General features: G+C 59.6%; 6 protein-coding genes and 1 tRNA gene. 3 read left to right on the forward strand and 4 right to left on the reverse strand.

From position 1 onward, the window contains the following. The first annotated feature begins 4 nt into the window (after window positions 1-4). Both AC5E6N_RS01880 and AC5E6N_RS01885 read left to right on the forward strand, forming a co-directional pair. A complete protein-coding gene (locus tag AC5E6N_RS01880; RefSeq protein ID WP_491746211.1) occupies window positions 5-412 on the forward strand; it encodes a Zn-ribbon domain-containing OB-fold protein in 408 nt (135 codons plus the stop codon). Then, window positions 409-1,554 carry a thiolase C-terminal domain-containing protein gene (locus AC5E6N_RS01885; protein ID WP_491746212.1) on the forward strand — a complete coding sequence of 382 codons (1,146 nt, stop codon included), beginning with the start codon at window positions 409-411 and terminating at the stop codon, window positions 1,552-1,554. The genes AC5E6N_RS01880 and AC5E6N_RS01885 overlap by 4 nt, the downstream gene beginning before the upstream one ends. On the opposite strand, the gene AC5E6N_RS01890 is transcribed toward AC5E6N_RS01885, so the two are convergent. Continuing rightward, complete coding sequence (locus AC5E6N_RS01890) at window positions 1,551-1,730, reverse strand: hypothetical protein (RefSeq protein WP_491746213.1); 180 nt, start codon at window positions 1,728-1,730, stop codon at window positions 1,551-1,553. The two genes, AC5E6N_RS01885 and AC5E6N_RS01890, sit on opposite strands and share 4 nt — an antisense overlap. Before the next feature lie 159 nt (window positions 1,731-1,889). On the opposite strand from AC5E6N_RS01890, the gene AC5E6N_RS01895 reads away from it, so the two are divergent. Next, the gene (locus AC5E6N_RS01895) at window positions 1,890-3,485 is read left to right on the forward strand and encodes a Fic family protein (RefSeq protein ID WP_491746214.1); all 1,596 of its coding nucleotides are present in this window, start codon (window positions 1,890-1,892) and stop codon (window positions 3,483-3,485) included. 454 nt (window positions 3,486-3,939) lie between these two features. Here the strand turns inward: AC5E6N_RS01895 and AC5E6N_RS01900 are convergent. From AC5E6N_RS01900 to AC5E6N_RS01910, 3 genes are all read right to left on the reverse strand, one after another. After that, window positions 3,940-4,016 (reverse strand) — tRNA-Arg (locus AC5E6N_RS01900). Between the two features lie 133 nt (window positions 4,017-4,149). Then, a complete protein-coding gene (locus AC5E6N_RS01905) occupies window positions 4,150-5,688 on the reverse strand; it encodes a sensor histidine kinase (RefSeq protein WP_491746215.1) in 1,539 nt (512 codons plus the stop codon). Window positions 5,689-5,779: 91 nt separating this feature from the next. Then, entirely contained in the window at window positions 5,780-7,207 is a 1,428-nt protein-coding gene (locus tag AC5E6N_RS01910; RefSeq protein WP_491746216.1) for a dihydrolipoyl dehydrogenase family protein, read from the reverse strand. Window positions 7,208-7,370: the final 163 nt, after the last annotated feature.

Here is a 7,370-nt window from a genome sequence, read left to right on the forward strand (position 1 = left end):
AGACATGAGCGAAAAACCGGTACCGACGATTTATCCCGAAACGCAGTTCTACTGGGATGGTGCAAAAGAGGGAAAGCTGCTTTTGAACCGCTGCATTGCCTGCGGTACGCCCCACTTTCCGCCGCGTCCGTTCTGCCCGGCCTGCGGCAGCCGCGATGTCGAGGTGATCGAGGCCTCAGGTAGGGGACGGCTTTATTCCTATGTCATCAGCCACCTGCCGGCACCGGGCTATGAGCCGCCTTACGTCGTCGCGGTTGTCGAGTTGGAAGAAGGCGTGCGCATGGTGTCGAACATCCTGGATATCCCGGCAGACCCCGATGCGCTCGAACTCGACATGGCGCTGGAGGTCGCGTTCGAGGAGCGCGGGGCGGTCGCCGTGCCGCAGTTCCGTCCGGCGGGATGCGCACCGTGAGCCGCGCGAAGATCGCCATCGTCGGCGCGGCCGAGACGACCTGCATGGGCAAGGTGCCCGAACTCAGCCAGACCGGCCTTCACGCCGACGGCGCGCTCAACGCGCTGACCGATTGCGGACTGACGCCATCCGATATTGACGGGATCGCGACGGCCGGACACGACGTGGCCGAAATCGCCCAGTATCTCGGCATCACGCCCAGCTGGGCCGATGGCACCTCGGTCGGCGGATGTTCCTTTATCACCCTTATGCGCCACGCCGCCGCGGCGATCGAAACGGGACTGTGCACGACCGTGCTGATCACCCATGGCGAAAGCGGGCGTTCGAACAACCGTTCGCACCGGCCGATCTTTCCCGCGATGCAGCAGCAGGAATTCGAAAACACCTACGGCGCCGCGTTCCCGCCGACAAAATTCACCCTGCCAGTGATGCGCAAGATGAAAGATCAGGGGCTGACGGAAGAGCAACTGGCCATGGTGGCCGTGGTTCAGCGCGAATGGGCGGCGATGCATCCGCGGGCCACGGCGCGCGAGCCGATCACGGTGGACGATGTCTTGAGCTCGCGCATGATCGCCTTCCCGTTCCGCAAGCTGATGTGCTGCCTCGTCAGCGACGGCGGCGGCGCCCTGGTGCTGACAAGCGCCGAACGCGCCGCGGATTTTCCGACAAAACCGGTCTATCTGCGCGGCATGGGCGGGGAAAGCGCCGAGGGTCCGATGATCAGCCAGATGGAGAGTTTCACCTCATCGAAGGCGTTTCGCATTTCCGGCAGGCTGGCCTTCGAGAGCGCTGGCATCACCCATGCGGATGTGGATCATCTGATGATCTATGACGCCTTTGCGCATCTTCCGCTATACGGCCTGGAAGACCTCGGGTTTGTCGCCCCGGGCGAGGCGGGCGCCTTTATCGCGGACGGCCACACGAGACCGGGCGGAACGCTGCCGCTCAACACAAACGGAGGCGGGCTGAGCTACATGCATTCGGGCATGTACGGCATGTACGCCCTGCAGGAAAGCGTGCGGCAGATGCGCGGCGTGTCTCCGGCCCAGATCGACGGTGCAAAACTGTCGGTTGTCCACGGCGTCGGCGGCATGTTCTCCGCCGCCGCGACCGTCGTTTTGACAAATGAACGGCAGTTTTAGAGCGTTGAGAGCGTCCTGTTGAAGAACGCAAGGCTCTCGGAGCGCATGCGTCGGGTTTCAACATGGCCCGCGTCCGGATCGGTCAGGACGGTCAGGTCGCCGCTCGCGCCATAGACCTTTGCAAGATGCGCCAGTGCCGGGTGCAGGGCTGAAGCGGGTGTCAGCGGGTCCTGCAATCCCGAGGCAATCGTAACCGGACCAGAGCACGGGATTTCAAATCTGAGTGCCAGTGGAGATATTTTCGACTTTCTGTATGATAATGAATTGTATTCGACATTGATGATTGATTTTCGACCTTTAACCGGTTAATATAGTTTTCGACGCACAGATCGAAAATGAAGTCATTTTCGATATTCATGAAAAAAAATCGACCGATGCAGATAGACGAGTTGGCACCAGATTTTTTTCAGGACGAGCCATTGCCGCCGGGAACTGAACTGGCTGGATGGTCGGCCCTCGTCCACGCCCTTGGCGTTGCCGCTCCTGTCCGAAAGCTGTCATGTGTCTCTGAAAAACACGTTCGGGGAAACAGCCGTGTCGAAGGTCGCTGGGAAATCTACGACAAGCGCTATCGGCCAGACCCGACACTGGAAGGTCATCTGACATTTGCCTTGCGCCACGAGCCGATGGACCTGCTGGTCTTGAAACGGATTCTGGACGTTGTCGCGGAAAATGATCTGGTCGCACTTATCCAGAGGACGCCCACAGGTGCTATATCGCGGAGAGTTTGGTTTTTCTTTGAAATCTTGACCGGACGAATTCTTGATATTGATGATGCACCAACCGTGACAGCCGTCGATGCGCTCGACCCCACCGCCTATTACACTGGTAAAGTGCGCATGTCGCCGCGCCACCGTGTTCGAGACAACCTGCTTGGCACCGGCGCATTTTGTCCGGTTATTCGCAGGACACCAAATCTGGAACGCATGATCGCGCTTGATCTGGCCTCCAAAGCCCGCGAAACCGTTGGCAAGACCGGTGCACATGTGATTGCCCGCGCTGCCAGTTTTCTGCTGCTTGCCGATAGCAAAGCAAGCTTTGAAATCGAGGGAGAACGCGCGCCGATAAATCGTCTGGAACGATGGGGACGCGCCGTTCTGGAAGCAGGCAAACGCCCATTGAACCAGACAGAGATTTACCGCCTGCATCGAATTCTGATCGGCGATGATCGTTTTACCAAAACTGGCTATCGGGATGAGGGCGTCTTCCTCGGCGAACGAGGCCGCAATCATGGACCATTGCCTGAGTTTATCGGCGCGCGCCATGATGATGTTCCCGTACTTATGACGGGGCTCAACGAGTGCAACAATCGGCTGCGGATCACCGATATCGAACAGGTTGATCCGGTCTTGCAGGCAGCGTGCATTGCGTTTGGGTTTGTCTACATACACCCTCTTGCCGATGGAAACGGTCGTCTCCACCGCTGCCTTATTCATCATGTCCTCGCGGAAAGAAAATTCACACCCACAGGCATGGTATTCCCTGTGTCGGCGGTCATGCTGGATCGGATCGATGATTATCGGACGACCCTTCAATCCCATTCGGCACCGCTGATGCCTTTCATCGACTGGCGCGCTCTTCCTAACGGGAATGTTGATGTTACGAACGACACTGCGGACCTGTACCGCTTTTTTGATTGTACGGACGAAGCGGAGTTTCTCTACGAATGCGTGCTCCGGACAATCGAAAACGATTTACCGCGCGAGATCGACTACCTCAAACGCCACGACGCTGCCATGACAGCGATCATGAATGCTATCGAGATGCCTGACCGGATGGCGGAAAGCCTCATTATGTTCATCCGCCGGAACGATGGCAAATTGGGTAAACGTCGTCGTGAAAAAGAGTTCGCCAAGCTGACAGACAAGGAAGTCGCGCTTGTTGAGCAGGCGGTCACTGATGCATTCGAAGACTTTCCCTTTGATAATTGAAAGCCGCTCGAAGGGCAGATTCACTACATTTCCCTTCTTGAATTTTCTGGTTACACATGCACCCGGAACGGCGCTCCGCGAGGGTGCAAGGGCAAAACGCGTAAAGCAGACAGACCGGCTACTGGACCGGATCGTTGATGCAACAGACGATTCGGTCGTTGCAGCATATGAGAAACGGATTGCCAAGCTGAAACCAGAGAAGGTGCTGGCCGAAGAACGGTTGACAAAATCCGGCAAGCCGAAGCATACCTTTGAGGAGTCGTTCAAACACGCAATGGTGTTACTATCAAGCCCTTGGAATATATGGAATAATTCCGACTTGACAGGCAAAAAGACGACCCTCAGACTGGCGTTCTTGGAGCCATTGGCCTACTGCCGAAATCAGGGACTTCGAACACCCAATTTATCCTTTTCCTTCAAGGCCTTAGGTAAGTTATACGGTGAAAATTCGAAATGGCGCGCTCGGGAAGATTCGAACTCCCGACCCCCAGATTCGTAGTCTGGTGCTCTATCCAGCTGAGCTACGAGCGCGCGGCGGATGGCGATACCTGTCCGCGAGGCGTGTACCTAATCCTTTCAGCGCCCGAATGCAAGCGCCATCGGGGCAAAATTCTGCCGCCGCCTTGAGAATTTCCGCAGCATACGGCCACACCGCCCATATCCCCTATTTCCCGATCTCCTTGAGCGGCAGGGGAACGGCCGGCGGGGTGCATTCCTCCTGTTCGGGCTGGTTCGGCAGGGCGATGCGGAAACGGGTCCCGGAACCGGGCTTGTCGACCAGCGAGATGGCGCCGCCATGGGCGCGCACCAGTTCGTTGGCAATGGCAAGGCCAAGCCCCGTGCCGCCCGACCGCGTCGATCCGTGGAACGCCTTGAAGAGGTTTTCGCGTGCCTTGGGCGGCATGCCGGGGCCGGTGTCGTCTATGTCTATCGTCGCCGTGCCGTCTTCCACCGCGGCGGACACGGTGATACGGCGCACGATGGCAAGATCGTCCGTCGCATCCGCCGACAATGCCTGTATGGCGTTGCGGCAAAGATTGTGAATGGCGCGGAAAAGCTGCTCGCTGTCGGCTTCAAGCTCCAGCCCTTCCGGCACGTCGATGATGAAATCGATCGGCGCCGCCTCGCTTGCCTGATCGGTCTCGGTGTGCGGATCGGCATCGACGATGAGCATGTCGCGCACATCAGCGACAAGCGCGGCGAAATCGACCCGGCGCCGGTTGGGTTCGGCCTCGTTGGCGCGGCCGTAGTCCAGCACCTCGCGGGTGTAGTCCACCGCCCTGTCCACCGTTCTGATGAGTTTCGGCGCGAAGCGCTTGACGATGGGATCGTCCACCATCGACAGCCTGTCGGACATGAGTTGCGCGGACGCGAGGATGTTGCGCATATCGTGGTTTATCTTCGAGACGGCGAGGCCGAGATTCGCCAGATGCTGCTGTTTCTTCAGCGTGCCCTGCAGTTCGGTCTGCATGGCCTCGAGATGGCGCTCGGCGATGCCGATCTCGTCCTGGATTTGACGCGGGTGGATGATGCGGGACGGATCGTCCGGTTCACGCGAAAACGCCTGCATGCTGGCCGTCATGCGGCGGATCGGGCTGATCATCATGGTGTTGATGGCAACAAAAACGAGACCCGCCGTAAACAGTGAAATCAGCACGGACAGGAAAAACACGTTGCGGCCGTATATCAGCATGGCGTTGCGCAGCGGGTTCTCCTCCATGACGACATCGATCATCATGGTGTTGCCCTCAACCGGCCCGTAGACGCGGATAATGCGATCACTCGAGAACAAGGCGACGAAGGCGTCGCGGATCGCCGCGAAGGGCGAAACCAAGGACAGGTCATATTGCTGATCAACGGCGGGCGGCATATCGGAGGTGGCGATCAGCCGGCTCATATCACCGGTTTTGAGCGCAATCGACTTGGTGCCGGTCGCCATCAGGGCATCTTCCTGGATCGGACGCGGGAGTTCCATGTTCTCCCAGCCCTCGACCACGAGGCTCGCCGCGGCGGCGGTGCGCAGACGGTCCTCCAGCCAGCGCATGCGCATATTGGCGACGGACGGAACGAAGATGAGCACTTCGGCGACCATCACAAACAGCACGGTCAGCAAAAGCAGCTTGCCCGACAGGCTGCGCCACGGCCTTTGTCTGCCATTGGCCCGCAGCCCGTGCTTTCTGTCTTCGCTCTTGCCCGAGGCCATCGTTTTTCCCGGTCAGGTTACCGGTTTCCCGGCTGTTTGCGGACCCTGCCGCCGATTGTCCGGGATTGCTACACCAAAGGAGAGGGCGTGCCTATCCAAATCGGCGCAGAAACCCGATGATGCGGCGAATAAAGGGTTTTCGCGTCATCGGACTATAATAGGAAATCACCGCGCGCTTTCCAATCTCGGTCATGGTCGGATAGGGCGGCACATAGCCGCGCACATTGGAAAGCTTCATGCCGTTGGCAATCGCCAGCGCCCACATATTGATCATTTCGCCGGCGCCGGCGCCGGCGATGGAAACGCCGGCAATCCTTCCCTTGCGGTCCGTGACGAGCTTGATCAGGCCGTCGGCTTTCCTTTCGGCCAGCGCCCTGTCGTTTTCCGCATAGGGCCACCGCAGGACATGAATCTGTCCGAAACGCTTGCGCGCGTCCTCCTCGCCAAGGCCGACATGGGCAAGTTCGGGATCCGTATAGGTCGCCCAAGGGATAATGCGGGCGTTTTCCTTCGCCGGCGCACGAAACAGGATCTGCTGGATGACCAACCCGGCGTGGTAGCCCGCCACATGGGTGAACTGCAGGCTGCCGGCGACATCGCCGATGGCGAAGACGCGCTTGTTGGTCGTCTTCATGTTGGCGCTGACCTTGATTCCGCGGCGGTCATATTCGATCCCGGCTTCCGACAGGCCGATGCCCTCGACATTGGCGGCGCGCCCGGTGGCAACGAGAATATGCGAGCCGTCGACGGTCTTTTCGCCGTCCGCGGTCTCGACGGTCACGCGTACCCCGGCCCGGCCGAACTTCCTGACGCCGGTGACGGTGGCGCCCTCCATGATCTCGACGCCTTCGCCGCGGATGCGGTCGAGGACGATGGCGGCAAGTTCGGGATCGTCCTTGCCGAGCGCCTTCAATCCTTCGACCACCGTCACCTGCGAGCCGAGGCGGCGGTGCGCCTGCGCCATCTCCATGCCGATCGGGCCGCCGCCGATAACGATGAGGTGGCGCGCCTTCTGTGTGCGGTCGAACAGGGTCTCGTTGGTCAGGTAGTTAACGGTGTCGATACCGGGGATGGGCGGCACAAAGGGCGAGGAGCCGGTGGCGACGACGAAGCGCCGCGCCTTGATCTCGTAATCGCCGGCAACCACGGTGTTCGGATCGGTAAAGGCGCCGGCCGCCTCGATCACCTTGACGCCCAGCGCCGTGAACCGCTCGACGGAATCGTTCGGGGCGATTGTGTCGATCACGGAGCGGATATGCGCATGGACCTTCTTGTAGTCCACTTGCATCTCGCCGGCATGCACGCCGAAATGAGGCGCCTCGGCAATGGCATGGGCATGTTTGCCGGCGGCGATGATCGCCTTCGAGGGCACGCAGCCATAGTTGAGGCAGTCACCGCCCATCTTGCCCTTTTCGATCAGAACGACATCCACGCCGAATGACGCGGCGGCGGCGGCGACCGTCAGCCCGCCCGAACCCGCGCCGATTACACATATGTCAGGACGTAGCGTGGTGGTCATGTCACCCTCCTAGAGCGCGTTGTGATTAGATTGAAGCATTTGACCGCGGCGATTTTGGTCGCTGACAAGGCGGGTTGCGCGCCGTGGTGCCAGTCCACCACAAGCGCGAGCCAACGCGGTCAGAGGGCAAAATCGCCCGGCCCGTTCATCTCTGAATTTCAAC

The sequence above is a fragment of the Hoeflea sp. genome (assembly GCF_984452065.1).

Bases quoted from the DNA above. Each gene is read 5' to 3' on its own strand.
- AC5E6N_RS01880 (WP_491746211.1), top strand. From the start codon at position 5: ATGAGCGAAAAACCGGTACCGACGATTTATCCCGAAACGCAGTTCTAC.
- AC5E6N_RS01895 (WP_491746214.1), top strand. From the start codon at position 1,890: ATGAAGTCATTTTCGATATTCATGAAAAAAAATCGACCGATGCAGATA.
- AC5E6N_RS01905 (WP_491746215.1), bottom strand. From the start codon at position 5,688: ATGGCCTCGGGCAAGAGCGAAGACAGAAAGCACGGGCTGCGGGCCAAT.
- AC5E6N_RS01910 (WP_491746216.1), bottom strand. From the start codon at position 7,207: ATGACCACCACGCTACGTCCTGACATATGTGTAATCGGCGCGGGTTCG.